The sequence below is a fragment of the Variovorax sp. OV700 genome, assembly GCF_900099805.1.
Classification (GTDB): domain Bacteria; phylum Pseudomonadota; class Gammaproteobacteria; order Burkholderiales; family Burkholderiaceae_C; genus Variovorax.
The window spans coordinates 420,073-443,820 of the sequence record NZ_FNDR01000003.1 but is presented as its reverse complement, the minus strand read 5'-3'; the positions used below and the strand labels follow the sequence as shown (position 1 = coordinate 443,820).

The window sequence follows — 23,748 nt, the reverse complement described above, 5'->3', positions numbered from 1 at the left end:
GAGCGATCAGCCTTTGACCCGGGACGCGAAAGTCTTCTGGAACTTCTCGACCTTGGGGCCGACCACGAAGGCGCAGTAGCCCTGGTTCGGGTTGTTCAGGAAATAGTCCTGGTGGTAGGCCTCGGCCGCCGTGTAGTTGGCGAGCGGCGCCACCTCGGTCACGATCGGCGAGCCGTAGGTCTTGCTCGCCTCGATCTCGCGGATGACGTCTTGTGCCACCTGCTTCTGCGCGTCGCTCGTCACATAAATGCCGCTGCGGTATTGCGTGCCGGCGTCGTTGCCCTGGCGGTTCAGGGTCGTGGGGTCGTGCACCACGAAAAAGATCTCGAGAATTTCGCGCAGGCTGATGACGGCCGGGTCGAATTCGACCTTCACCACTTCCGCATGCCCGGTTCGGCCGGTGCAAACCTGCTCATAGCTCGGGTTGACCATCTGGCCATTGCAATAGCCCGATTCGACGTCCACCACGCCCTGCACGCGGTCGAACACGGCCTCGGTGCACCAGAAGCAGCCTCCGCCGAGCACGACGGTTTCGGTGGGCGACGGTGAGGAAGTCATAGGCTGCTCCGGCAGGTAGGAAAAAGGCGAACCCGATATTGTCGCGGCTTGACGGCCCGGATGCCGGTCACTACATTACTAACCCGTCAGTCATTAATCTCATGCCCACGCCCCGCTCCCTTGCCGACAAGCTCTGCCCGGTGCGCTCCAAACGCGAGCGCCGCAAGGAGGCGCGCCCCGGAGAGCTCCTGGCCGCGGCGCTCGACCTTTTCGTCGAAAAAGGCTTTGCCGCCACCCGCTCGGAGGAAGTCGCGGCCCGCGCGGGAGTCTCCAAGGGCACCCTCTTCCTTTATTTTCCGAGCAAGGAAGAGCTCTTCAAGGCCGTGGTGGTCGAGAACCTCAGCGGTCGGTTCTCCGAGTGGAACGACGAGTTCGAGGCCTTCGAGGGCACCACGGCCGACATGCTGCGCTATTGCATGCGCATCTGGTGGGAGCGGGTCGGCATGACCAAGGCATCGGGCCTGACCAAGCTCATGATGAGCGAAGGCGCCAATTTTCCCGAATTGGCCGAGTTCTACCGCCAGGAGGTGGTCCGTCCGGGCCATGCGCTGCTGCGGCGCATCCTGCAGCGCGGCATCGACCGCGGCGAATTCGCGCCGGTCGATGTCGACCATGCCATCTACGCCGTGCTTGCGCCCATGATCTTTCTCATGCTTTGGAAGCATTCGGCCATGATCTGCGTCGATGGGCAAGCCTCGCTCGACCCTGAAAAATTCCTTGCGACGCAGGCCGAGACGGTGCTGTACGGCCTCACACGGCGGCCCGGAGCAGCGGAATGACAAGCAAATGGATCACAGGTGTCCCGCGGGTCGGGGCCTGGCAACCTAAAATTGAAGGTTTGTCCTGAGCCCCACAAGGAAAAGCCCGAATGAACCCGACCCCCACCCTCGAGCGCTTGCGCTTCAACATGATCGAGCAGCAGATCCGGCCCTGGGATGTGCTCGACCTGGAAATTCTCGACCTCCTGGCCAGCATTCGGCGCGAAGACTACGTGCCGCCCGAGCATCGCGCGCTGTCCTTTTTCGACATGGAGCTTCCGCTGGGCGACGGCTCCGTTCCCGGCCAGGTGATGCTCTCGCCCAAGGTCGAGGCGCGCATGCTGCAGGACCTGCACGTGCAAAAGCACGAGTCGGTGCTCGAAATCGGCACCGGATCGGGCTTCATGGCCGCCCTGCTCGCCCATCGCGCGGCCCAGGTGCTGTCGCTGGAGATCGACCCCGTGCTGGCCGCCCGCGCCGCCGAAACGCTGCGCCAGAACGGCGTGGCCAATGTCGAGGTGCGCCATGCCGACGGCGCCGTGCCGCTGCCGAGCGGCCCGAGCTTCGACGTGATCGTGCTCAGTGGCTCCGTGGCGCGCATTCCGCAGAACCTGCTCGGCTCGCTCAAGGTGGGCGGCCGTCTCGCCGCCGTCGTGGGCGACGAACCGATGATGCGCGCCCACTTCGTCACCCGGAGCAGCGAAAGCAAGTGGGACACCATCCAGCCGTGGGACACCGTGGCACCGCGGCTGCTCAATTTTCCCGAGCCTTCGCGCTTCTCCTTCTGAACGGGACCACCGCATGATCGATCAAGTCCGCCCCGCCGACCTGGCCGCCTGGTATGCGCAGAACCCCGGCGCGGCGCCCGTGCTGCTCGACGTGCGCGAACCCTGGGAGCTGCAGACCGCGAGCGTCGCTCCCCAGGGTTTCACGCTGGTCGCGATCCCGATGAATGAAATTCCGGCGCGCATTTCGGAGCTCGGCGAAGGCCAGCGCATTGCATGCCTTTGCCATCACGGCGCGCGCAGCCAGCGCGTGGCGGCGTTCCTGAGCCAGAACGGCTTTGCCGAATTGGCCAACGTGGCCGGCGGCATCGACGCCTGGTCCGCACAGCACGACCCCGCCGTGCCGCGCTACTGATTCTTTCTTCAAGGACGTTCAATGCCTTCCAGGCCCAGGCTTTTGCCTCTCTCCGCAGCGCTCGCAAGTCTCTTTGCCACCCTGCTCGCATTGCCGGCCCAAGGCCAGACACTGAACGAACTCTACGAATCCGCGCGCGGCTTCGACGCCACCTACCAAGGTGCGCGTGCCCAGTACGACGCAACCGTGGCGCGCGCCGCGCAGGCCAAGGCCGGCATCCTTCCCGCCGTAGGGCTCACGGCTGGCGCGAGCCGCAACACGCTAGACATCGACACGCTCACCGGCGCCGGCCGCGGAACGAGCACGCCGCGCGACTTCAGCACACAGAACGTCGGCGTCAATGCCACGCAGCCGCTCTACCGGCCCGCCAACTGGGCCACCTACGAGCAGGGCAAGCGCCAGGCCGAGATCGCCGAGGCGGTGCTCACCACGGCCGAGCAGGACCTGATCGTGCGCGTGAGCCAAGCGTACTTCGACGTGCTCGCAAGCCAGGACACCCTGACGCTGGTGCGCGCGCAGAAAGCGGCCGTGGCCGAGCAGCTCGCATCGGCCAAGCGCAACTTCGAGGTCGGCACTTCCACCATCACCGACACGCGCGAAGCGCAGGCCCGCTACGACCTCGTCATTGCGCAGGAAATTGCCGCCGAGAACGACCTGCAGGTGAAGAAGGTGGTGCTCGACCAGCTGGTCGGCCGACCCGGCAGCGTGCCGGTGCCGCTGGCACAGCCGGTGGTGCTGCCCACCGCCATGCCGGCCAACATCGAGGCTTGGGTCGCGCAGGCCGATGAAGTGCATCCCGCCATCCGCCAGGCGCGGCTCGGCCTGGACGTGGCGGGGCTGGAAATACGCAAGGCCGAAGCCGGCCACAAGCCCACGCTCGATGCCAACCTGGGCTACAACATCACGCGCAACCCGCAAGGGACCGCCACCAGCACCGTGGGCACGCGCATCAACGCCGCCTCCGTGGGCGTGGTGTTCAACCTGCCGCTGTTCGCGGGCTTTGCCACCGAGAACCGAATCAAGGAAACGCTCGCACTCGAAGACCAGTCGCGCAGCGTGCTCGAAGGCACCCGCCGCAGCGTGGCGCAGGCCACGCGCGCGGCCTATCTCGGCCTGGTGTCGGGCGCGGGCCAGGTGAAGGCGCTCGAAGCGGCCGAGGCTTCGAGCCAAAGCGCGCTCGATGCCAACCGGCTCGGCTACCAGGTGGGCGTGCGCATCAACATCGATGTGCTCAATTCGCAGAGCCAGCTGTTCCAGACCAAGCGCGATCTCGCGCAGGCGCGCTACAACGTGCTGTTGGGTAACCTGAAGCTGCGCCAGGCCAATGGCACGCTCACCGTTGAAGACATGAACGCGATCAATGCGACGCTGGCGAAAAACGGGAGCACGCCTGCGCCGTCGCTTGGCGAACGCCCGCAGGGCGTGCCGGTCACGCCGCCTCCCATTCCCGTCGTGCCGCCGGTGCCGGTGCCGCCGTTCAATCCGCCGGCGCCGGTCATGCCTTCGGCACCGCCGCCGCCAGTCATCCTGAATCCGCCAGCGCGCTAGAACGCCGCGAAGCGTGCGAGCCGCCGGATCCGCGCGGCTCCCTCAGAGAAACAGGTACTCCCTCGTGACGCTGGTGCACCCGCCGGGCGTGCGCATCAGGTACACATGACTTGTCGGGCTTGCCGCCATCACTCCGATGCGCAGTCCGATGACGGGAACGCTGATGGTTGCGGACCCGGCCTTCAGTGCGTAGTCCTGGCATGACATGCGCCATAGCTGGACGACTTCGTAGACGACGTCGCAGCCGCCCCGAATCGTGGGAGCGAAGGTGGCCGACACCAGATCGGAAACGCCCTCACGGGCACGCTCTATCGCCACGGTCCAGGCGCTGGCGTCGGGGGCCACCGGATGGCTCATTGAAAGGACTGCGTAAGAGCCCTCCGGGCCCGTGAGCAAAGGCCCGGCCCGGCGCACGGCATTGAGACACGTGCCAAGCCCGGATTGAGCCGCCAGGCGCTGCAGCGTGCCCGGCTCCGGCGCTTCCTGCGCCAGCGCCGGAGAGTTCAGGAAGCACCCGAGCAGCGCCGCGGCGATGGCCCCCCTGGCGCCGCTGCGAAGAAAGAGCAAGCGCCCTCCAGATGCTGGCGGACCGCCAACCGCAATGATCTTTTTCTCCACCGTCGCCCTCCTCAACAATCACGATGTCGCATTGTGGGAGGAGTGCCTTCGCGGCATTGGGCTTATTTCACGAAGTCATCGCCTCTTTTCCTTCGGCGAAACAATCGTGAATTTTTAACTGTTTGTCAGGTCACTCCAGCGTTGGCTCTGCTCTGGAATCGTCCAGGGGCGCGCTTTCGGTGACCACGGGATCGGCGGCCTGCGCGATGGCCAGCACCGCCGCAGCCGTGCGTTCGGCCGCACCGCGGTTCGAGGACGAGAAGGCCAATGCCGCCTCCGCCATGGCGGCGCGGCGCTCGGGGTTCTCGACCAGCTTGAGCGCCGCGGTCACGGCCTGCTCCATGTTCTCGACGCGCAAGGAAGCACCCGCCGCGAGCGACAGCTGTGCCGCCTCGGCAAAGTTGAAGGTCGATGGGCCCATGACCACCGGGCAACCGCATGCGGCGGGCTCGATGAGGTTCTGTCCGCCCAGCGGCTCGAAGCTTCCGCCGAGTAGCGCGACGTCGGCCAGGCCATAGTAGAGCGCCATTTCGCCGAGCGAATCGCCGAGCCAGATCTCGGCTTCGGCCGGCTCGCCCGCGGCGCTGCGGCGCGCCACTGCAAAACCCTGCGATTCGATCAGCGCGGCCACTTCGTCGAAGCGCTGCGGATGGCGCGGCACGATCATCCATTGCACGTCGTGCACACGCTTGGCAATCGAACGAACGGCGCCCTGCTCGGGCGGCACGGGCGAGGTGGCGCCAAAGCGCTTGAGCACGTCGAGCAGCATGCGCTCCTCGCCGTCGCGCGAACTCGCGAGCACCACCATCGGTCGCGGCAGCCGTTCGCGCAGCGCCACGGCGGTGGCTAGCTGGCGTGCATCGGGCGAGGCATCGAACTTGAGGTTGCCGTAGATGCCGGCCACCTTGGCGCCGAGCGACACCAGCCGGTGCGCATCGGCTTCGGTCTGCGCCCACACGGCGGCGAGTGCCGAGTACGCGGGCCGCGCGAGCCAGCCGAGGCGCTCGGCCGCGGCCAGCGATTTCTCGTTGAGCCGCGCGTTGGCCAGCACCAGCGGAATGCGGCGCTCGGCGCAGGCGGCGGCCATCTCGGGCCAGACTTCGGTTTCCATCAGCACGCCGATGCGCGGCTGGAAGCGGTCGAGAAAGCGCGCCACGGCACCCGGCGTGTCCCACGGCTGCCAGACCTGCGTATCGCCGGGTTCGAGCAGCTTGGCGCCCTCTTCGCGGCCCGTGGCGGTGCCATGCGTGAGCAGGATCGGTATGCCCGGATATTGCCTGCGCAGCTCAGCAATCAGGATGGCGGCCGCGCGCGTCTCGCCGAGCGAAACCGCATGCACCCAGCACTGGCCTTCGCCGGTGATGGCATCGTCGTAGTGGCCGAAGCGCTCCTCGACGGCCACGGCGTAGCCGGGCTCGGCCACCGCGCGGCGCCGCAGCTTGCGGCGAACCAGCGGTTGCACGGCGGTGGTGAAGGCGCCGTAGAGGCGCAGCAGCAGCGAACGCACGGGGCTCAGTGCGACGCTTCGGCCAGCGTCGCGTCGGCTTTGACGGTTCGAAGGAGCGCGAGCATTTCGGCTTCGATGCGCTTCAGGGCCGCATCGGTCTGGCCCTCGAAGCGCAGCACCAGCACCGGCGTGGTATTGGAAGCGCGGATGAGCCCGAAGCCGTCGGGCCAGTCAACGCGCAGGCCGTCGATGGTCGAGACCACGGCGGGTGCCGCAAAGCTCGCGCCGGCAAGCAGCTTGTCGACCACCGCGTGCGGTTCGCCTTCGGCGCACTTCACGTTGAGTTCGGGGGTCGAGAAGCTCGTAGGCAATGCATTGAGCGTGTCGCTCGCGTTCGGCGTCTTGCTCAGGATCTCGAGCAGGCGGCAGCCCGCATAGGTGCCGTCGTCGAAGCCGAACCAGCGCTCCTTGAAGAAGATGTGGCCGCTCATCTCTCCGCCGAGCGGTGAATCGATTTCCTTCATCTTCGCCTTGATGAGCGAATGGCCGGTCTTGAAGATCATCGGCTTGCCGCCCGCCGCCTCGATGGCCGGCGCCAGGCGCTGCGAGCACTTCACGTCGTACACGATGGTGCCGCCCGGCACGCGCGAGAGCACGTCCTGCGCAAAGAGCTGCATCTGGCGGTCGGGAAAGATGTTCTGGCCGTCCTTGGTAACGATGCCAAGGCGGTCGCCGTCGCCGTCGAAGGCCAGGCCCAGTTCGGCATCGCCCGTGGCCAGCGCGGCCATCAGGTCCTTGAGGTTCTCGAGCTTGCTCGGATCGGGGTGGTGATTGGGAAAGTCGCCGTCGACTTCGCTGAACAGCTCGGTCACCTCGCAGCCGATGGCGCGAAAGATGGCGGGTGCCGTGGCGCCCGCGATGCCGTTGCCCGAATCGACCACGATCTTGAGCGGACGGGCCAGCTTGATGTCGCCGACGATGCGCTGCGTGTAAGCCTCGGTCACGTCGACCTTGCGCACGCTGCCGCCGGGTGCGAGCTTCGCGCTGCCCTCTTCCATCACCTTGCGCAGGCCCTGGATCTCGTCGCCGTAGATGGCACGCCCCGCCAGCACCATCTTGAAGCCGTTGTAGTCCTTGGGGTTGTGGCTGCCCGTGACCTGGATGCCGCTCGAGCACAGCGTGTGGGCCGCAAAGTAGAGCATGGGCGTGGTCACGGCCCCCACGTCGATCACCTCGACGCCGGTGGCAACCAGGCCGCTGATCAATGCCTCGACGAGCGCGGGGCCGGACAGGCGGCCGTCGCGGCCCACGGCCACGGTCTTTTCACCGGCCGCGCGGGCGGCGCTGCCGAAAGCCCGGCCGAGCGCTTCTGCGACCTCTGCATCCAGCGTGACGGGCACCACGCCTCGGATGTCATAGGCCTTGAATATCGATGCGCTGAGTTGCATGGAGGGCATTCCCTGTTGGTTCTGGAGACCGGGCCATTGTAGGCAAGCGTTCCAGCGCCCACATGTCCGAAAACGGCCAGTTGAAACGACTCGAAACCTTATCATTTGCCCATGCCTACCCCTCACGCCTCCACCGAAGCACTCGAGAGCGACGCCTGCTACCTGGCAATGAAGACGCACGACGCGCGCTTCGACGGCTCCTTCTTCACCGCGGTGACCTCCACCGGCATCTACTGTCGGCCTGTCTGCCGCGTGAAGTTGCCGCGGCGCGAGAACTGCAGGTTCTTTCGCCATGCGGCACAGGCCGAGGCCGAGGGCTTTCGCCCCTGCCTGCGCTGCCGGCCCGAACTCGCGCCGCGTGCCGCCAGCTGGTCGACCGAAGACGCCTCGCGCATCCTCGCATTGCAGGCCGCGCGGCTCATCGACGAACCCGATGCATGGGCCGAAGAAGGCCCCGGCGCGGCGCAGATCGCGGCGCGGCTCGGCGTGAGCGACCGCCACCTCAGGCGCATCTTCGAGGCGCAGTTCGGCGTGTCCCCGTTGCAGTATCTGCAAACGCGGCGCCTGCTGGCCGCCAAGCAGCTGATTGCCGACACCCGGCTGCCGATGACGCAGGTCGCACTGGCCAGCGGCTTTGCGAGCGTGCGTCGCTTCAATGCGGCCTTCGTGGAGCATTACGGCCTCAACCCCAGTGCGCTGCGGCGCGCCGGCGGTGCCGAGGGCGGCGAAGGCAAGGCGATTGAAGTGCGCCTGGGCTTTCGTCCGCCTTACGACACGGACGCAATGCTCGGCTTCTTTGCACGGCGCGCGCTGCGCGGTGTCGAGGTCGCAAGCACGGCCGACGGCAAGGCGCCTGTCAAGGGCAGCACGCCGACTTATGTTCGCCTGGCCCGGACGCTGCGCGTGCAGCAAGGCGGGCAAACGCATGCCGGCTGGCTGCAACTGCGCTTCGACATGGAGCGCGAGCAGATGCTGCTCTCGGTGAGCGATTCTCTCGCTGCGGTGCTGCCGATCGTGATCAGCCGCGCACGCGCAATGCTCGATCTCGATGCCGAGCCGATGGCCATCAACGCCGCGCTGCACGAGGCCTTTCCGCACGGCGACGGGCTGCGCGTGCCGGGCACGGTCGACGGCTTCGAGCTTGCGGTGCGCGCAGTGCTGGGCCAGCAGATCACGGTGGCCGCGGCGCGCACGCTGGGCTCGCGGCTGGTCGAGGCATTCGGCGAGCCCATGGCCACGCCCATCGAAGGCCTGGACCGCTTGTTCCCCACGCCCGCCGCAGTCGCCGCGGCAAGCGGCGATGCACTCGGGCAGCTCGGCATCGTGCGGCAGCGGCAGGCCGCACTGCAGGCCATTGCCCGCGAAGTCGCTGCCGGCAAGCTGGCGCTGCATGCGGGTGCCGACGTGCCATCGACCATCGCGGCGCTGCAGGAACTCCCCGGCATCGGCGCCTGGACGGCGCAATACATCGCGATGCGCGCGCTGCGCTGGCCCGATGCGTTTCCCGCGGGCGACGTCGCGCTGCAGAAGGCGTTGGGCGTGACCACCGCGCGCGCTGCCAGCGAGGCATCGCAGGCATGGCGGCCGTGGCGCGGCTATGCGGTGCTGCGTGCCTGGCATGCGCCGTCGCCCACCGCGGCCGCGGCGTCGTCCACCGCCGAGCCATCTTTCAACAACCTCACAACGGCAGGCCTCACAACCTGAAATGTCATGAAGTTCAAGAGCAAAGTCATCTACACATCGCACATCGAAACGCCGCTCGGCGGCATCACGATGGCGGCCACCGAAGAAGGCCTGGCGGGCATCTGGTTCGACCAGCAACGCCACTGGCCCGACACCACCGGCTGGCAGACGCGGGACGACCATCCCGCGCTTGTCGAAGCCGGTGCACAGCTGCGCGATTATTTCGCCGGCAAGCGCGACACCTTCGACGTGAAGCTCGACCTTTCGCACGGCACCGCGTTCCAGCAGAGCGTGTGGCAGGCGCTGCTCGCCATTCCCGCGGGCAAGACCATGACCTATGGTGCGCTGAGCGCCAACCTGGGCAATCCGGCCGCGGTGCGCGCGGTGGGCGCGGCAGTGGGGCGCAACCCGATCAGCGTGATCGTGCCCTGCCACCGCGTGCTGGGCGCCGACGGGTCGCTGACCGGTTACGCTGGCGGGCTTCATCGCAAGACCGCGCTTCTTGAGCTGGAATCGAAGTAAAGCCGCTTCCAAGGCGACGCGCACCATCGAGAACGTATGAGCACGACAACAAAAGACAACACTCCCGCCACCACGCCTTCGACCAAGCCCAAAGCGTGGCTGCTAGACCTCGTGCTGCTGGGCGCGCTGTGGGGCGCGTCCTTTCTTTTCATGCGCATCGGCGCAGCCGAGTTCGGTGCCTTGCCGGCGGCCGCGGTGCGCGTGGCAGTGGCCACGTTGTTCTTGCTGCCGCTCTTGTTCCTGCGCGGCCACGGCCCGGCGCTGGGGCAGCACTGGAAGGCATCGATGGCGATCGGCGTGCTGAACTCCGGCATACCCTTCGCGCTCTTCTGCTTCGCGCTCCTGACCATCAACAGCGGCCTGGCGGCGGTGATCAACGCCACGGTGCCGATGTTCGGCGCGCTGGTGGCATGGGCCTGGTTTCGCGACCGGCCCGACGGCTCGCGCATCGTCGGCCTCGTCATCGGCTTTGCGGGCGTGGCCATGCTGGCAAGCCGCAGCGCGGGCCTGCACGCCGATGCGGGCGGCAACGCCGCGCTGTGGGCCGTGCTGGCCTGCCTGGGCGCCTGCGCGAGCTACGGCGTGGCGGCCAGCGCCACGCGGCGCTACCTGGGCGGCGTGCCCGCATTGGCCACCGCCACCGGCAGCCAGATCGGCGCCACGCTGTTCCTCGCGCTGCCCGCGCTGTGGTTCTGGCCCACGCAGATGCCCAGCCTGCGCGCATGGCTGGCCTTGCTTGCGCTGGGCGTGGCGTGCACCGGCCTCGCATACATCCTGTTCTTCCGGCTCATCGCCAATGCGGGTCCGGCGCGCGCGCTCACGGTGACTTTCCTGGTGCCGGTGTTCGCGGTGTTCTATGGTGCGGTGTTCCTTGGCGAGAACATCACCCAATGGATGCTGATCTGCGCGGCCGTCATCGTCTGCGGTGTGGCCCTGTCCACCGGCCTCGTGAAGCTGTGGCCGGGCGCGGGCTCGCCGGCGGCTACATCGCCCCCGCGACCACGTTGACGGACAGCGCGAGCACCAGCATGTTGAAGGCGAAGGCCAGCACGCTGTGCACCAGCGTGATGCGGCGCATTTCCCGCGACGTGGCCTGCACGTCGGACACCTGCGTGGTCATGCCGACGACGTAGGCGTAGTAGAGAAAATCGAAATAGTCCGGGTCCTGCCTGCCCGGAAAATCCAGTCCGCCGTCGGGCGAGCCGTCCCGCTGGTCGATGTAGTAGCGATGCGCATAGTGAAAGGCGTAGATCGTGTGCATCATGAGCCACGAGCCCACCAGCGCCACGAGCCCCAGCGCGATATGCCCTGCGCGCACCGGCCCGCTCATCAGCTTGACCTGCTGAAGCAGCATCGCAATGGCCACCACACTCGCACCAATGACCACCAGCATCGACACCAATATCACCACATTGGGTTGATCGAGCGACTGTGCGCGCTTGCGGGTTTGTTGTGCATCGAAAGTATCGGCCAGCCACCATGTGAGCACGAGGAACACCACGCAGTTGGTGCACCAGCCCGCCAGTCCGCGTGCCATACCGTCGAGCGGCCAAGCGATTGCCGCGACGGCGATGCCCGCCACACCCGCATAGAGAAGACGCTGCGGACCTGTTGTCGCGGAAAGATGTTTGCGCATGCTCAAAGCTTAACTCTCTAGTACTTTTTCAGGCATGTGGACGCCAGCGTCGACGCCGTCCTACATGTTCGAGCGGCATTCGGCGCATGGGCGTTTTGCAGACGCACCATTAACGTGGCGATCATCAAAAGGGAGCAGCTGCCCGGAAGCCCTGCGCGCATAAAAATTGCGTGGCGAGCCCGAGGCTTTTTTTGTCCTCTCCTCTCACACAAGGACCTCCTCATGCTGTTGCTCCGCTCCCGCCCGCTCGCCAGCCCCGTACGGTTGACGAAGCTGGGCACACTGGCCGGTGTCGGGTTTCTCTTTGCTCCCGCATTGGCCTTGGCCGAACCGTCGCCTGCGCTCGACCGTTTCAGCTTCTCGGTGGGGGCCTTCAGCGCCGATCCCAAATTCAATGCGTCGGTCAGCTCGCCGTATGGTGCGCTTCGCACGCGCGACCTCGAACCCGGCCGCGTGACCATGCCGCGCGTCACGGCCGACCTGCTGATCGGCGACAGCCACGGCCTCTCGTTCGACTACTACCGCTACAAGCGCGACTACTTCGGCCAGGCCGGGGGCAACGAGTCCTTCGGCGGCTTCGGCACGGTCAGCGCGGTGGGCAATGCCAACCTCAACGTGAAGCTCGACTTCGCGAAGCTCTCGTACAAGTGGTGGCTCGGCTCGGGCAACACGGTGTTCGGCCTGGGTGCGGGCGCGGCCTACTACAGCATCGACGTCGGCACCAATGCCAACGTCGCGGTGAACGGACGGATCCGCACATTGAACGAAGACTCGAGCGACAACGCCGTTGCGCCATTGCTCGAGGTCGGCGTGCGGCATGCCATCAGTCCCGACCTGCGTCTTTTTGCCGACTTCTCCGGCGTGCGCAAGGGAGGCGGCCGCTTTCACGGCAGCATCTACAACGCCTCTGCCGGCGTGGAGTGGTTTCCGGTAAAGAACGTCGGCCTGGTGCTGGCCTATGGCGCCACCCACATCGACATGGCGCGCGAAACCAGTACGGCGGAAACCCGCGTCAAGGTCAAACTGAACGGGCCGTCGGCCTTCGTCAAGGCAAGGTTCTGAATCTCTGGCGGCGCGGCCCCTGCCATGCGCGGGGAGCAGTGCGCATAGGTGCTTGCGATCATCGGCGGCCGCGCCATGGCCCCCTATGATCTTTCGATGTACATCCCAGCCCCACCCCGCTTCGACAACCTCGATGGGTGCGCCGCCAGCGCGCGCCGCACCCGCAAGCCGCGCTCGCTTGGCCTTGCCGTCCCTGCGGCGGCGCTGCTGCTGGCCGCGGGCGCACCGGTGCACGCGCTGGTCATCGGCGTGACGGAAGGCGTGAGCTACCAGGTCACCGAGAGCCAGATCGCGCCGCGCTTCGAGCCCATTGCCGAGGTGCTGAGCAAGGCACTGAAGCAGCCCGTGACCATCAAGGTGTTCATTACGTACAACGGTGCGCGAGAAGCCCTGAAGGAACAGCAGGTCGACATCGCGTTCATCCACCCGGCCCACGTGGCGCTCGAAGCGGTCAAGAGCGGCCGCTACCAGGCACTGGCCTGGACCAGCGGCTTCACCGCATACAAGGTGTCGCTGCTGTGCAAGGAGCCGCAGCCCATCGCCGATTGGAAGGGCATTGCGGGCAAGGGACTGGTGATGCCCGACGCCGACTCGATCACCTCGGTGATCACGCGCGCCATGCTGCGCGAGCACGGCCTGCAGCCCGCCGCGCTCAAGCTCACCAATACCCGCTACCAGGACGCGGTTCCGTTCTACGTGCAGAACGGCTTCGCGGCCTATGGCGCCACCGCGGCATCGGGCGTGGTCAAGACCTGGAAAGATGGCGGCGGCAACGTGTGCGCGGAGTCGCGCCCGGTTCCCATCAAGCAATGGGTGGCGTCGCGCAAGCTCGACGCCGCCACGGCAAGCGCCGCGCGCGAAGCCCTGCTGGGGCTGGCACAAAGCGATGCCGGCAAGCGCGCGCTCGCCACATCGACCTACACTGGCTTTGTCGCACCCTCCCCCGAAGCCGAGACAGCCCTGATGACCTGGCTCGGCATCTGAAAAAAACCGGCGGGGCGCGGCGTCCCAACTCCGCTTTTCATGAACCGCCCATGACCGACCTGTCCCGCTTCCCCATCACCCAGAAATGGCCCGCCCTCCACCCTGACCGGCTGCAGCTCTATTCGCTGCCCACGCCCAACGGGGTGAAGGTGTCGATCATGCTGGAAGAAACCGGCCTGCCCTACGAGCCGCACTTGGTGAGCTTCGAGACCCACGACCAGATGTCGCCGGAGTTTCTGTCGCTCAGCCCGAACAACAAGATCCCCGCCATCCTCGATCCCGACGGGCCCGGCGGCAAGCCGCTCGCGCTGTTCGAGTCGGGCGCGATTCTTCTCTACCTGGCCGACAAAACCGGCCGGTTCATCCCGCAGGATGCCGCGGGCCGCTACGAAACCATCCAGTGGCTGATGTTCCAGATGGGCGGCATCGGCCCGATGTTCGGCCAGCTCGGCTTCTTCAACAAGTTTGCCGGCAAGGACTACGAGGACAAGCGTCCGCGCGACCGCTACGTCGCCGAAGCGAAGCGGCTGCTCAGCGTGCTCGACAAGCAACTCGAAGGCCGCAACTGGGTGACGGGCGACAGTTACACCATCGCGGACATCGCCATCTTCCCGTGGGTACGCAACCTGATTGGCTTCTACGAAGCAGGCGACCTGGTGGGCTTCAACGACTTCAAGAACGTCGCGCGCACGCTCGAAGCCTTCGTGGCGCGGCCCGCCGTCGCGCGCGGCCTGGGCATCCCCAAGCGGGGCTGATTTCCGGCCGAAGTTCTTCGGTGTGGGAGGCTCCGCCGCCCAGCCGAAAACAGAACTACTCATTTTTCGGCCGAGTGTCTTTTTCAGGGCACGCGCTGACGGTTCGCGCATCCTTTCCCGCCTCGTTCAGCAGCGGTTAAGGTTACACTTCAATAAGAATAATTCTTATTCAAAGTACCGAGTCACCTCGCGGATTGCGCCGGTGACCGGCCCGGGAACCACCACTGCGAAAGCTTGCAAGAAGGCGATCGGATGCGCGACCTCGTCCAGGAACTCGTGGCTCACTATGCGGACTTGCGCCGTCAGCTGACGCGCGACCTGCGGGACCCCCACTACGCGGCGGACATCGCGCAGTCGAGCTTCGAGCGGGTGTATGCGCACGCGCTCAAGTTGAACCACGACACCCGCATCGATACGGCATCGGACGGCACGCCGAGCGGCGGCATCGAGTCGCCGCGCGCCCTGCTGTTTCGCGTGGCGCGCAACCTGTGCGTGGACGACGCCCGCCGGCGCAAGGTGGCGCAGGACTGGGTCAGCACGCATTTCAACGTCGGCTCGCGCCAGACGGTGCCGTCCTGCGAATTCATCGCGTCGCAGCAGCAGGTGCTGGCACGCGTGGTCGAGACGCTGGAGACGCTGCCACCCCGCCGGCGCGAAGTGTTCCTGCTTTTTCGCGCCTACGGACACACGCGCGCCGAAATCGCCCAGCAACTGAACATCACCGAGATGGCCGTGGCCAAGCATCTGCTGCGCGCGGCCATCGACTGCTCGCGCGTGTTCGCCCGGCTTCGCTCGGAACTGATCGAACAGACGACCGTCTCCAACCGCACGGGCTTCGACGCGAAGCTGGCCGAAGACTTCGCCTGAGCGGCGCATCGTGGCAAGCGCGCCGGACGAAAAGCTCATCGAACGCGCGCTCGCGCTCATCGTCGAGAGCGAAAGCGCGCCGCACGACGCCGCGGTTGCCGCGCGCCTGGCCTTGGCCCGGTGGCGCAGCAGGTCAACCGAACATGCGGCCGCCGCCCAGGAAGCACGGCGGCGCTGGGATGCCCTTGGCGGCATCGCAGCCGAGTGGCGCGACTTGCGGAAGTAGCGCCGCAACCCTTCACTGCAGGCGCTTCTCTTCATGCCGCGCCTCCTCCAGCGCAGGCTTCATGAGCGCAGCCCCGGTCAACGCCCACAGGGTCAGCACGTCGTCCAGCGCGCTGATATTTTCGGGATCGACGCCGAGCCAGCGCACGAGTTGCTCCGCGCGCTCGGGCGAGGGCTCGTCATGCAGCGTGCAGAAGAGCGTCCAGGCGACGTTGAAGGCGGGGCCATCGGGAGGCCGGCTCTTGTGGGTCTTGTCTTTCATTCCCCTCCTTCACGCGGCGAGGCTTTCCCGCGATTCGCGCACCCTGTCTTCCGCGATCTTGCCCGCATGCATCGTGATGACGCGATCGGCCAGGTGAAAGTAGCGGTCGTCGTGCGAGATCACCACCAGCAGGTGTCCCTTGGCACGCAGCTCGGGCAAGAGCTCGGTGTAGAAGAGGTGGCGGAAGGTCGGGTCCTGGTCGGCGGCCCACTCGTCGAACACCAGCACCGGGCGGCCTTCGAGGTAGGCGTGCACCAGCGCCAGCCGCTTGCGCTGGCCGGTCGAGAGGTCGGTGGTGCTGAACGCGCCGTTCTTCAGGCTAACCTTGTGGGCGATCTCCAGCCGTTCGAGATAAGGCAGGGCCGTTTCGGGCAGCACCTCCATGCCGGCACCGCCCTCGCTCTCTTCGCCCGCTACCAGATCTTCGAACAGGTAGAAGTCCGAGAACACCGTGGTGAAGAGCTGCCGGTAGTCGTCGCGGCCCTCGGGCTTCACGACCGAACCGTCGATCAGAACCTCGCCCGCCTGCGGCGCATAGAGGCCCAGCAGCAGCTTGATCAGCGTGGTCTTGCCCGAGCCGTTGTCGCCCACCACGAACACCATCTCGCCGCGGCGCAGCTTCAGGTCGATCGGCCCGAGCGTGAAGGCCTCGCCGCCCTCGGGTGCGTCGAAGGCATAACGCACGCCGCGCATGCCGATCTCGTTCTTCAAAATCACGCCGTTGGACGCGCGCTCCAGGTGCAGGTGCGGTTCTGGCGTGGCAAAGCGTGCCGACAGGTCGCCGATGCGCTGGAAGGCGACCTTGGCGCGGCCCACGCCGGGCAAGGTGAGCGCGATCTGGTCCAGCGGCCCCTTGAGGAACAGCAGCACCAGCACGAAGCCGCTGACCACCGCAGGCTCGGTCGTGCGGAACGCCGCCCAGCCCAGGATCAGCGCGATCAACAGAAAGAACAGCGCCGAGCCGAAAGCGGTGGCAATCACATAGGTGTTGATCGCACGCCCGTTGACCACGCGGATGGTGTCGACGATGCGTTCGATCTGCCCCGCGAACATGCGCGTGCGGCGGGTGCGCTGCATGCGCAGCTCCTTCGCGCCTTCGCTGATGGCGCGGTAGGCTTTGTGCAACTGGTCTTCCTGTTCGCGCGCCTTCCAGAACCCGGCCTCGCCGCGGATCTGCGCCATGAGCTGCACGGTGATGCCGATCACCAGCGCCACCAGCATCAGGCCGAACAACGGCAGTGAAAGAAACGCGAGATAGCTCAGGCAGCCCAGCGCCACGGCCAGCGCAATCAGCGTTCCGGACAGTGCAAAGGCTACGTCGCTGATCATGTCCACGTCCTGCGACAGCACCGGCATGAGGCGGTGCGTGCGGTAGCGCTCCAGCGCATCGATGGGCGCCGAGAGAATCTTCTGCGCCAGGCTCTTGCGCACCTGGGCCACCAGGCGCTGCCCGACGAAGTTGGTCGACACGTCCGACGCCATGCGCCCGAACAGCGCCACGCCGCACAGGCCGATGAAGGTCAGCAACAGGCCACCCGCCAGCCCGCCGGGCTGGTTGAGCACCCGGTTGATGGTGCCGAGCAGCGCGACCGTGGCGGCACCGGCGCCGACGCCCGTGACCGCGGACAGCACGATCCACGGAAGAAAGGGTTTCAGCAGGCGCCCGATCTCGGCGCCGTTGCCTGTGGTGGTAGTTGTCATGCAAAGGCTCTTTCCGCCCGGGGGCGACAGCGGTGGCTTCGTGCCACCTACTGCCTAGACGGCTGAGCCGCGGCAATGTTCAGCGCGGCGCCACATGAACAGCCGCCGCGCGAATCCGTCTTGAAGGGATGACCCCGCGGAACGCCGACCCATGATCCCGCTGCTGGAGCCGTTGTTCCAGGGCGAGCTGGCCGCGCATGGCGAGAAGCTGCAATGCGCGGACACGGTGCCCGCCGATGCGGTGCGCGTGGCGGAACTCGCACGGTCACCCGCGCTGCTCGCCGACGTGCTGCAACGCAACGCGCGCTACAGAGGTGTCAGCGGCGCCGATTGGCGCCCCGTCGCCTCCGCGTGGAGCCTCGAATACATCGCGATGCTGTTGCCGCCGGTGATGGCCGCGGCCAGCATGCTGCGGCACGTGTTCCCCATTGCGGCGGAACACACCTGGGTGCGGCTGGATGCGCACGGCGGCCCGGTCGGATTTCATATCCGGCACCCGGGCCAGTCGCAACTTGGGGCCGATGCCGCCGAGCGCTATGAACCGCTGCTGTGGCAGCACCTCGCCCCACTCTTTGCAGCCCTCTGCGGCCTCACGCGGCTCGCGCCCAAGATCCTCTGGAGCAACACCGTCCGGCTCATGGAACCGGTGTTCGACGTGGCGCTGGCCGCAACCGGCGGCGCGCCGTCGATTGCAGAGGACTGGCAGCTGCTGCTTCACACCGCGACTTGGCCGCGCGATCTTCGCGCCAACCCGCTCCACGGCCGCCAGCGAAACGCGGCGGTGAAGCTGCACCGCGAGTGCTGCCTCAACTACCTGTTGCCGCACGAGCACCACTGCAACGCATGCCCGCTGGCGCCGGAGCACCGCGGCTTCGGGTGAACAGATTGCGGGCCATTCCGTCTTCGTTCTATCCATTCATTCCACACCTATGTCCAAGGCCAAGCTCGTCTACATCCTGTCTTTGAGAAACGCCGCGGCCGACAAGGCCGGCCAGCATGTTGCGTACAAGGGCGAGCAGCGCTACATGGCGTCCCCGCTCGAGTACCTGGCCCGGGCGCTCGATGAAACCCCGCTGGGCGACGCCTATTCGCTCGAAGGCATCGTCATCGACGACGACCCGCGCTCGCCGCGCGACCAGGCCGCGCTGCTGGACTACGGCTTCTCGTGCCAGCCCGGCAAGAAATGGATCTTTCCGAGCGGGCTCAAGACGCAGGGCAAGACGCTCACCGACATCTTCCATTCGGTGCCTTCCGAATATCGGCGGCTGCCGCTCGACGCGGCCGATCGCGTGGCCGGCAAGAGCCGCTTCGAGCGCACGCTGCTCGACAAGCTGCTGACGCTGCAGGCCGATATCGTCGTGCTCGACGGGCTGCTCGTGATCCTGGACGAACTGGTGCGGCCCGGCGCACCGTTCCACCGCAAGATCGTCAATATCCATCCGGGCATCACGCGCATCGAGTCTCCCTACGAACGCCGCGGCGCCTACGCCACGCTCGATGCGCTGCACGGCGCGCAGGGCCGCAAGATCGTCGACTGGGCAACGATGGAGAGCGCCGCCGTCGCGCCGCTGTTCAAGACAGGCGCCTCGCTGCACTACGTCGATAACGGCATCGACTCCGGTGAGGTGATCCACGACGCGCTGCGCACCACCATCGACCCCGAGGACACCATCCTCGAGCTGCGCTGGAACAACTTCAACCACAGCCTATTCCCCGCCCTGCACGAGGGCCTGGCCCTGCTTGCAGAGCAACGGCAACCGCTCACCGAAAGGATCGCATGACGTCCGCTCTCCATGTTTCCTACGCGGACGGCATGCCGCACGCGATCACGCGCGAGGGCGAGATGCTCAGCGTGCGCAACACGCAGGACGGCTCGCGCTCGCTATGGAAGACCGGCCAGGGCGCCACGCTTGAGTGGGTGGACGGCAGCGACGCCTCCACGGCTCATCTGCTCGCGGCACTCGAAGGCGCGTTCGAATACCAACCGGCGAACAAGACCTTCACCGTGGCCCCGAGCCATCCGGCCGCAGCACTCGTGCAGGCCGGCGTGTTGCTTCAGGCCGAAGATGGCAAGGCCCTCGCATGCCGCGACATGCTGTGGCAGCAGCCCTCTCTCTGGCTGCCCACCGTGCACCCGCCCATCGCGCTTCAATACGCATTGAGCAACGGAAAGCGCCACCCCGTGCGACCGCCCAAACCGCGCGGCGTGCTCTACCAGCGCTTCATCCCCTGGCTCGGCAAGACTTTTTCGTTTCGCAGCTTCGACTTCGAGGCCGACCTCGCGATGTTCAACCGCTGGATGAACGACCCCGACGTGGCCGTGATCTGGGAGGAAGAAGGCGACCTCGACAAGCACCGCCAGTACCTTTCGGCCATCGACCGCGACCCGCACATGCATTCGATGATCGCCTGCCTCGACGACGAGCCCTTCGGCTACTTCGAGATGTACTGGGCCAAGGAGAGCCGCATCGCGCCGTTCTACGACGTGGACGACCACGACCGCGGCTGGCACGTGCTGATCGGCGAGCCTGCGTTCCGCGGCAAGGCCTTTGCCACCGCATGGCTCACCTCGATTTCGCACTACATCTTTTTGTGCGACCCGCGCACCCAGCGTGCCGTGGGCGAGCCGCGCATCGACCACCTGCAGCAGATCCGAAACCTCGACAAGTCCGGCTACGCCAAGGTGAAGGAGTTCGACCTGCCGCACAAGCGCGCGCTGCTCGTGGTGATGCTGCGCGAACGCTATTTCACCGACGCCCTGTGGCTGCCCCGCAGCGACGGCGCCGCCACGCCCGCCCAACACTCTGTGTAAAGGAAAACCGCCATGGTGATTCACGACCTCATCGGCATCGGCTTCGGCCCTTCGAACATCGCGCTGGCCATTGCGCTGGACGAGAAACGCCGCGACGGCCGCCGCGTCGATGCGATGTTCATCGAGAAGCAGGCCGGCTTCGCCTGGCACAAGGACATGATGCTGGACCAGGCGCACATGCAGATTTCCTTCATGAAAGACCTGGCGACGCTGCGCAACCCGACCAGCCGCTTCACCTTCATCAACTACCTGCACGAGAAGAAGCGCCTGCAAGACTTCATCAACCTGAAGACCTTCTTCCCCAGCCGCCACGAGTTCAACGACTACCTGGGCTGGGCCGCGGCCCAGTTCGAGGACGCCTGCGTGTACGGCGAGGAAGTCTTCGAGGTGCTGCCCGAAAAGGAAACGCACGGCGGCGAGGTTTCATTACTGCGCGTGCGCTCGCGCGACGGTAGCGGCCAGGTGACCGAGCGGCTCGCGCGCAACCTGGTCGTCAGCATCGGCGGCATGCCCAACATTCCGGAGGGCTTCGGGCCGCTCCGGGACGACCCGCGCGTGTTCCATTCGAGCAGCTACCTGCGGGACATGGCCCGCCTGCCCGAAGCCGCAAAGATCGCCATCGTCGGCGCCGGCCAGAGCGCGGCCGAGATTTTCATGGACCTGCAGGGCCGGCCGCACGCGCCGCAGGTCGACCTGATCATGCGGGCCCGCTCGATCCGCCCGTCCGACGACAGCCCGTTCGTGAACGAGGTGTTCAACATCGAGTTCACCGACTACATCTACAACCAGACCGAGGACGAGCGCGCCGCGCTGATCGACGAGTTCGGCCACACCAACTACGCCGTGGCCGACCTCGACCTGATCCAGCAGATCTTCAAGATGTTCTACGAGCAGAAGGTCCGCGGCGAGAACCGCATGCGCTTCCTGCGCCGGCACGAGATCCGCGACGTGCATGCCACGGTCGACGGCATCCACCTCACCCTTTCCGACCAGGACACCGGCCGCGACAGCACCTCGCGCTACGACGCCGTGGTGCTGGCCACCGGGTACGCGCGCGAACAGCACAAGGCACTGCTGACGCCGCTCGCCCCGTACCTCGGAGATTTCTCGGTCGATCGCCACTACCGCCTCGGCAGCACGCCGGACTTCCATCCGGCCATCTTCCTGCAGGGCGCCTGCGAGTCATCGCACGGGCTGAGCGACACGCTGCTGTCGGTCACATCGGTGCGCACGGGCGAAATCGGCAATGCGCTGCTCAAGGCGATTCCGGCGGCCAATGCCGCAAACAGCGCCCTCCGCGAGCGCCAGCCGGTCCGCGCCTAGGCACGTCCTGCCCCCCGGGGAGGGTAGGCAAAAAGAAAGGAGACAGCCCGCTGTCTCCTTTTTTTTAAGTCAAACGTCTCATGTATGGAAGCACCAAGGCGCCGGAATCGGCCGCCTTGGGCGCCGAAACGTGAACACGTCGTATTCAAGCACCCTGGAGTCATCAACCTTATGCGTCCCCTGCCCCGTCAACGTCTATTGAATACCGCGCTTGCCGCGGCCTTCGGCACAGCCTTTTCACTTTGCAGCGTGAGCGCCTCGGCGCAAGCCACGGGACAGCAGCCGCGCGCCGCCGACCCGACCCTGCCCGCAATCACCGTGAACGCCACCACGGAAGAATCCGCCACCGGCCACGTCAACGGCTACCTGGCCAAGCGCAGCACGGCAGGCAGCAAGACCGACACGCCGATCGTGGAGACGCCGCAGTCGATCTCGGTGATCACGGCCGACCGCATGGACGCCATCGGCGCCACCAACGTCAAGGATGCGCTCGGCTACACGCCGGGCGTCAACATCGCCCCGTTCGGTGCCGATTCGCGCTACGACTGGATCGCGATCCGCGGCTTCGACGGCTATGCGCCCGGCTTCTACCTGGACGGCCTGCCGCTGCGCAACAACGGCACCTGGGGCATCTGGAAGACCGAGAACTACGGCAGCGAGCGCATCGAAGTGCTGCGCGGCCCGACCTCGGTGCTCTACGGCATGGCGAGCCCGGGCGGCGTGGTCAACATCGCGAGCAAGCTGCCGACGGCCGAGCCGCTGCGCGAAATACAACTGCAGTACGGCAATGATGCCCGCCGCCAGGTGGCCGGCGACTTCTCGGGGGCGCTCGATGCGGAAGGCAAGGTGCTCTACCGCATCACCGGCGTCCTGCGCGACGCCCAGCTGCCCGGCGGCAGCTCGCGCGACGACCGCACCTACATCGCGCCTTCGATCACCTGGAAGCCTTCGAGCGACACCACCTTCACGCTGCTGGCCCAGTACCAGAAGAACCGCGCAGGCGCCTACAGCCGGATCCGGCCCGTCGAGGGCTCGCTGAGGCCGACGCGCATCGGCACCTTCATTCCGAGCGACCTGAACGTCGCCGACCCGAGCTTCGATCACTTCAACCACGACCAGAAGATGATCGGCTACCAGCTGGAGCATCGCTTCAACGACACCTTCACCGCACGCCAGAAATTGCGCTACGGCAAGCTCGAAGTCGATTACCGGACTCTGCAGTCGCCGAGCTTCGCTGCCATGGACCCGACCAACGCGCTCAGCCCCGCCAACTACCGGTACCTGAACCGGGGCGTGTTCGGCAGCCAGGAAAGCACGACCTCGCTCACCATGGACAACCAGTTGCAGGCCGACCTGCGATCGGGGGACTGGCAGCACAAGGTGCTGGTGGGGCTGGACTACCAGCGCACCCGCATCGACCAGTACACCTTCAGCAGCATCGTCGGCGCGCCGCTGCTCGACATCTACGCCCCCGTCTACGGCGGCGCCATCGACCTTCCCGCCCCGTACGTCAATGGCGTGAACCGGCTGGCGCAGACCGGCATCTACGTGCAGGACCAAATCAAGTGGGGCGACCGGTGGTCGCTCACGCTGGGTGGCCGCTACGACACGGCGCAGAGCAGCAACTACAGCCGGCTCGACGGCACCACGCAGCGCATTTCTGAGCACAAGTTCACCAAGCGCGCGGGCCTCGTCTACCTGGCGCCGAACGGACTCGCGCCCTATCTGAGCTACTCCGAATCGTTCGCGCCCATTGGCGCGCTCGATCCCGCCACCAAGACGCCCTTCAAGCCGGAAAGCGGCCGCCAATACGAGGCCGGCATCCGCTACCAGCCGCCGGGCGGCAAATCGCTCTACAGCGCGGCCATCTTCGACCTGCGCCGCAAGAACTACATCACCTACGACGCGAGCTTCATGCCCAAGCAGACGGGCGAGATCTCGGTGCGCGGCCTCGAACTCGAGGCCACCACCGAGCTCATGCCGCGGCTGAACCTCACGGCCTCGTACGCCTACACGCCGCGCGCCATAGTCACGGCCAGCAGCAGGGTCGAGGAGATCGGCAAGCAGTCGATGTCGGTTCCGCGCAACCGCCTGTCGGTGTGGGCGGACTATCGCTTCAGCAACGGCCTGAAGGTGGGCGTGGGCGCGCGCTTCAACGGCTCGACCCATGGCGACGGGGAAATCGTCGCACCGGCCAAGGTGCCGTCGTACACGCTGCTGGACGCGATGATCGGCTACGACATCGACCGCTGGACGCTGGCGCTGAACCTGCGCAACCTGACCAACAAGACCTACGTCGCGAATTGCGCCTACGCTTATTGCTACCTGGGCACGCAGCGCACGGCGGTGGCAACGGCCACCTACCGCTGGTAAGCCCGGCGTTCCAGAGCAAAGGCCGG

Annotated in this window: 24 protein-coding genes; 17 read left to right on the top strand and 7 right to left on the bottom strand. The window is 66.4% G+C overall.

The features are described from left to right. Window positions 1-6: 6 nt before the first annotated feature. The gene (msrA, locus tag BLR24_RS09010; protein ID WP_093015847.1) at window positions 7-558 is read right to left on the bottom strand and encodes a peptide-methionine (S)-S-oxide reductase MsrA; all 552 of its coding nucleotides are present in this window, start codon (window positions 556-558) and stop codon (window positions 7-9) included. A gap of 101 nt (window positions 559-659) precedes the next feature. On the opposite strand from msrA, the gene BLR24_RS09005 reads away from it, so the two are divergent. From BLR24_RS09005 to BLR24_RS08990, 4 genes are all read left to right on the top strand, one after another. Continuing rightward, window positions 660-1,337, top strand: coding sequence for a TetR/AcrR family transcriptional regulator (locus tag BLR24_RS09005; protein WP_093015844.1), 678 nt, complete (start codon window positions 660-662; stop codon window positions 1,335-1,337). Between the two features lie 89 nt (window positions 1,338-1,426). Further along, window positions 1,427-2,104: a protein-L-isoaspartate O-methyltransferase family protein gene (locus BLR24_RS09000; RefSeq protein ID WP_093015841.1), complete on the top strand. Its 678-nt coding sequence runs from the start codon at window positions 1,427-1,429 to the stop codon at window positions 2,102-2,104. 13 nt (window positions 2,105-2,117) lie between these two features. Further along, entirely contained in the window at window positions 2,118-2,456 is a 339-nt protein-coding gene (locus BLR24_RS08995) for a rhodanese-like domain-containing protein (RefSeq protein WP_093015838.1), read from the top strand. Between the two features lie 21 nt (window positions 2,457-2,477). Then, on the top strand, window positions 2,478-4,004 hold the full coding sequence (locus BLR24_RS08990) for a TolC family outer membrane protein (protein ID WP_093015835.1): 1,527 nt from the start codon (window positions 2,478-2,480) through the stop codon (window positions 4,002-4,004). A gap of 42 nt (window positions 4,005-4,046) precedes the next feature. Here BLR24_RS08990 and BLR24_RS08985 read toward each other — a convergent pair whose 3' ends face one another. From BLR24_RS08985 to BLR24_RS08975, 3 genes are all read right to left on the bottom strand, one after another. Then, window positions 4,047-4,571 (bottom strand): hypothetical protein, encoded by a 525-nt coding sequence (locus tag BLR24_RS08985; RefSeq protein ID WP_093015832.1) that lies wholly within the window; start codon window positions 4,569-4,571, stop codon window positions 4,047-4,049. A gap of 181 nt (window positions 4,572-4,752) precedes the next feature. Then, window positions 4,753-6,129: a 3-deoxy-D-manno-octulosonic acid transferase gene (locus tag BLR24_RS08980; protein WP_093015829.1), complete on the bottom strand. Its 1,377-nt coding sequence runs from the start codon at window positions 6,127-6,129 to the stop codon at window positions 4,753-4,755. A 5-nt stretch (window positions 6,130-6,134) separates the two neighbouring features. After that, entirely contained in the window at window positions 6,135-7,517 is a 1,383-nt protein-coding gene (locus BLR24_RS08975) for a phosphomannomutase/phosphoglucomutase (protein ID WP_093016317.1), read from the bottom strand. 111 nt (window positions 7,518-7,628) lie between these two features. Here BLR24_RS08975 and BLR24_RS08970 point away from each other — a divergent pair, with 111 nt between their 5' ends. Genes BLR24_RS08970 through BLR24_RS08960 form a run of 3 tightly spaced genes read left to right on the top strand, consistent with a single transcriptional unit; the run spans window position 7,629 to window position 10,730 of the window. Next, window positions 7,629-9,221, top strand: coding sequence for a DNA-3-methyladenine glycosylase 2 family protein (locus tag BLR24_RS08970; protein ID WP_093015826.1), 1,593 nt, complete (start codon window positions 7,629-7,631; stop codon window positions 9,219-9,221). A 6-nt stretch (window positions 9,222-9,227) separates the two neighbouring features. Beyond that, a complete protein-coding gene (locus tag BLR24_RS08965; protein ID WP_093015823.1) occupies window positions 9,228-9,722 on the top strand; it encodes a methylated-DNA--[protein]-cysteine S-methyltransferase in 495 nt (164 codons plus the stop codon). Between the two features lie 36 nt (window positions 9,723-9,758). Then, on the top strand, window positions 9,759-10,730 hold the full coding sequence (locus BLR24_RS08960; protein ID WP_093015820.1) for a DMT family transporter: 972 nt from the start codon (window positions 9,759-9,761) through the stop codon (window positions 10,728-10,730). Here BLR24_RS08960 and BLR24_RS08955 read toward each other — a convergent pair. Beyond that, window positions 10,705-11,358 carry a DUF1345 domain-containing protein gene (locus BLR24_RS08955; protein WP_093015817.1) on the bottom strand — a complete coding sequence of 218 codons (654 nt, stop codon included), beginning with the start codon at window positions 11,356-11,358 and terminating at the stop codon, window positions 10,705-10,707. The genes BLR24_RS08960 and BLR24_RS08955 overlap by 26 nt on opposite strands. A gap of 222 nt (window positions 11,359-11,580) precedes the next feature. Between BLR24_RS08955 and BLR24_RS08950 the strand changes: the two genes are divergently transcribed. The 5 genes from BLR24_RS08950 (at window position 11,581) to BLR24_RS08930 (ending at window position 15,252) form a co-directional block, all read left to right on the top strand. Continuing rightward, a complete protein-coding gene (locus BLR24_RS08950) occupies window positions 11,581-12,420 on the top strand; it encodes a hypothetical protein (RefSeq protein ID WP_093015814.1) in 840 nt (279 codons plus the stop codon). 75 nt (window positions 12,421-12,495) lie between these two features. Continuing rightward, window positions 12,496-13,404 (top strand): phosphate/phosphite/phosphonate ABC transporter substrate-binding protein, encoded by a 909-nt coding sequence (locus BLR24_RS08945; RefSeq protein ID WP_254787215.1) that lies wholly within the window; start codon window positions 12,496-12,498, stop codon window positions 13,402-13,404. Between the two features lie 50 nt (window positions 13,405-13,454). After that, the gene (locus BLR24_RS08940) at window positions 13,455-14,159 is read left to right on the top strand and encodes a glutathione S-transferase N-terminal domain-containing protein (RefSeq protein WP_093015808.1); all 705 of its coding nucleotides are present in this window, start codon (window positions 13,455-13,457) and stop codon (window positions 14,157-14,159) included. 252 nt (window positions 14,160-14,411) lie between these two features. Beyond that, window positions 14,412-15,026: an RNA polymerase sigma factor gene (locus BLR24_RS08935; protein WP_093015805.1), complete on the top strand. Its 615-nt coding sequence runs from the start codon at window positions 14,412-14,414 to the stop codon at window positions 15,024-15,026. 10 nt (window positions 15,027-15,036) lie between these two features. Then, window positions 15,037-15,252, top strand: coding sequence for an iron dicitrate transport regulator FecR (locus BLR24_RS08930; RefSeq protein ID WP_093015802.1), 216 nt, complete (start codon window positions 15,037-15,039; stop codon window positions 15,250-15,252). 12 nt (window positions 15,253-15,264) lie between these two features. Here the strand turns inward: BLR24_RS08930 and BLR24_RS08925 are convergent, their stop codons facing one another. Both BLR24_RS08925 and BLR24_RS08920 read right to left on the bottom strand, forming a co-directional pair. Then, on the bottom strand, window positions 15,265-15,513 hold the full coding sequence (locus tag BLR24_RS08925; protein WP_055797958.1) for a hypothetical protein: 249 nt from the start codon (window positions 15,511-15,513) through the stop codon (window positions 15,265-15,267). A 9-nt stretch (window positions 15,514-15,522) separates the two neighbouring features. Next, window positions 15,523-17,214, bottom strand: coding sequence for a cyclic peptide export ABC transporter (locus BLR24_RS08920; protein WP_093015799.1), 1,692 nt, complete (start codon window positions 17,212-17,214; stop codon window positions 15,523-15,525). Between the two features lie 151 nt (window positions 17,215-17,365). On the opposite strand from BLR24_RS08920, the gene fhuF reads away from it, so the two are divergent. From fhuF to BLR24_RS08895, 5 genes are all read left to right on the top strand, one after another. After that, window positions 17,366-18,094, top strand: a complete 729-nt coding sequence (fhuF, locus tag BLR24_RS08915; RefSeq protein WP_093015796.1) for a siderophore-iron reductase FhuF — start codon at window positions 17,366-17,368, stop codon at window positions 18,092-18,094. Between the two features lie 49 nt (window positions 18,095-18,143). After that, window positions 18,144-18,995 (top strand): formyltransferase family protein, encoded by an 852-nt coding sequence (locus tag BLR24_RS08910; RefSeq protein WP_093015793.1) that lies wholly within the window; start codon window positions 18,144-18,146, stop codon window positions 18,993-18,995. After that, a complete protein-coding gene (locus BLR24_RS08905) occupies window positions 18,992-20,026 on the top strand; it encodes a GNAT family N-acetyltransferase (protein ID WP_093015790.1) in 1,035 nt (344 codons plus the stop codon). The genes BLR24_RS08910 and BLR24_RS08905 overlap by 4 nt, the downstream gene beginning before the upstream one ends. Before the next feature lie 12 nt (window positions 20,027-20,038). Continuing rightward, a complete protein-coding gene (locus BLR24_RS08900) occupies window positions 20,039-21,349 on the top strand; it encodes a lysine N(6)-hydroxylase/L-ornithine N(5)-oxygenase family protein (protein ID WP_093015787.1) in 1,311 nt (436 codons plus the stop codon). Window positions 21,350-21,520: 171 nt separating this feature from the next. Continuing rightward, the gene (locus BLR24_RS08895; RefSeq protein ID WP_093015784.1) at window positions 21,521-23,722 is read left to right on the top strand and encodes a TonB-dependent siderophore receptor; all 2,202 of its coding nucleotides are present in this window, start codon (window positions 21,521-21,523) and stop codon (window positions 23,720-23,722) included. The last annotated feature ends 26 nt before the right edge of the window (window positions 23,723-23,748 follow it).